We start from the raw sequence: 2,143 nt of genomic DNA, 5'->3' as shown, positions 1-2,143 counted from the left end.
TCCACCGCGACCGGGCCGAGGCACGGGGCCGCGCCATGGTCGAAAAGCTGAAAGACCTGATCCCCAGACATATGTTCAAGATCCCGATCCAGGCAGCCATCGGCGGCCGCGTCATCGCGCGTGAGACGCTAAGCGCGATGCGCAAGGACGTGACCGCGAAATGCTACGGCGGCGACGCTTCCCGCAAACGCAAGCTGCTCGATAAGCAGAAGGCCGGGAAGAAGAAGATGCGCCAGTTCGGAAAAGTCGAGATCCCGCAAGAAGCGTTTATCAGCGCGCTGAAGATGGACAGTTAACTGTCCATTCTTTGAGGGGCGGGACGAAAGCGAATGGCGGAGCCAATCGCGTGTCCACACAGGTGGATAGGGTGCTGGGGTTTGGCTTTGAAAGGGGATGGGTGAATGGTGAGTTTTGTCCGACCGCAATTTACTCGCAGTAGAATTCGTGCTGCGGGTAAGCGGATTGTAAAAGGAACTGCGACCCCGGAGGACAATGCTGTTTTGGAGAACTTTCGTGGCTCTCATGCGTACATTTTGAATACGTTTCAAGCAAACATTCGGAACCATTCTCGAGAGACATCCCGTTCTGTTGGACAACGATTGAAGCGCCGAAATACGATCCTTGACAAACTCCTACGCGAACCCAATATGCCGCTTTCTGCGATGCATGACATTGCTGGCTGCAGGATGATCTTCAAGTCGTTGCAGGATTTGAATGATGTTCGCACGTCTATGCATGGTGCTCGCTGGCGACATTCCTTGACCCATGAGTCTGATAGATACGACTATATCAATAAGCCGAAGACGACAGGATATCGAGGTATTCATGATGTGTATGAGTATCATGTTAACTCAATCGGCGGTATTCCCTGGAATGGCTTAAAGGTTGAAATCCAATACCGTACGTTGCCTCAACACGCTTGGGCTACTGCGGTCGAGGTGGCGGACTTGATCACTTCGAACCGAATTAAGTTTGCCGACGCCACTGCGCACTATTTGCGGTATTTTCAATTGGCTAGCGAAATAATTGCACGGACGGCAGAAAACTCGAACTCTTGCTGTGCGGACCTAGGTAACAAAGAACTTGCGGAAGAGTTTAGCTTGGCTGATCGACGATTGGGTCTGCTTCAAACTTTTGACAATCTTAGAGGAACTTCCAGTCGCGGGCTTAAGTTTAGAAGGAATACGCTCTTGATCTTCAAGTTTGAGGTTGAGGAAGGAGAGGACGCACTGGAGTTCCGAACCTACGAGAATGTAAATCGCGCTATTGAGGCTTATGACGAATTGGAAAAGGAATACGGCGAGAGAGCAGATATTGTGCTTGTTCGAGGTGAAAGTGAGGAAAACATCCGCGATGCTTTCCGTAACTACTTTTCGGATGCCCGCGCATTCGTTGACCTCATTCGTGAAGGCTTAAAGATGCTCTAAGTTAACAAGCCGTAGAGTGTGCTTCAGCGCACCACTTTCTCTACCTGATTGGTGCGCTGAAGCGCACTCTGCCCACAATCTGGCCTCAAGCAAGCATAGGCGGGGTTTCACCCAACCATACCCCCTTGCGCAAATCGGTGGTCATCGCCCCCCAACCCATCACCACACTCCGAAACCACCCACCCACCCTTCCTTCCTCGCCCGGTCGCCTTCCGACCGGGCAGCGCCCGAACCGCCCCCACGGGGCGGGCGCTTTACGCCCACCCCTCGGTTCGGGCGCTGCCCTTTGTTTCGATGCATCAGGAAGTCGCGGCGCGGGGGCAAAACCCCGCTGGATCACATGTTCTGTTCGGCGGCAGCGGCCTCGGTGCTGATCGCGGCGCCGGCTTTCTGGATGTCTTGCCCGGCGCCGTGGATGGTGGCGCAGGCCGACAGGGTGACAACAGCCGCAAGGCTAAGAAGGATACGGGGCATGGGGGACTCCTTTGGGATGGTTCCCGACAAATCTAGCCTGCTTGCGGGCACTGTCAACGACAAGCCGGGGGCCTATTTCACCGCCCCCGCCGCCATGCCCTTGATGATATAACGCTCCAGCACCACACCGATGACGATCAGCGGCAGGATGGCCGCAAAGCTGAGTGCGGCCATCGACCACCAGGATATCCCCTGACTGCCGGTCTGGCTGGCGACCATCACCGGCAGCGTATTGGCATGGG

The 2,143-nt window shown here is 55.1% G+C and carries 2 protein-coding genes and 1 pseudogene; 2 read left to right on the top strand and 1 reads right to left on the bottom strand.

Annotation, left to right across the window (positions count from 1 at the left end):
• Positions 1–296 (top strand): annotated as a pseudogene (locus WBB85_RS05000) (elongation factor 4); the annotation flags it as partial.
• Between the two features lie 105 nt (positions 297–401).
• Positions 402–1,427 (top strand): RelA/SpoT domain-containing protein, encoded by a 1,026-nt coding sequence (locus WBB85_RS04995; protein ID WP_432637525.1) that lies wholly within the window; start codon positions 402–404, stop codon positions 1,425–1,427.
• Positions 1,428–1,763: 336 nt separating this feature from the next.
• Here WBB85_RS04995 and WBB85_RS04990 read toward each other — a convergent pair whose 3' ends face one another.
• Complete coding sequence (locus WBB85_RS04990) at positions 1,764–1,901, bottom strand: entericidin A/B family lipoprotein (protein WP_432637524.1); 138 nt, start codon at positions 1,899–1,901, stop codon at positions 1,764–1,766.
• Between the last annotated feature and the right edge of the window lie 242 nt (positions 1,902–2,143).

It is taken from the genome of Albidovulum sp. (genome assembly GCF_049646345.1).
GTDB lineage: Bacteria > Pseudomonadota > Alphaproteobacteria > Rhodobacterales > Rhodobacteraceae > Albidovulum.
This window is presented reverse-complemented; position numbering and strand designations above follow the sequence as displayed.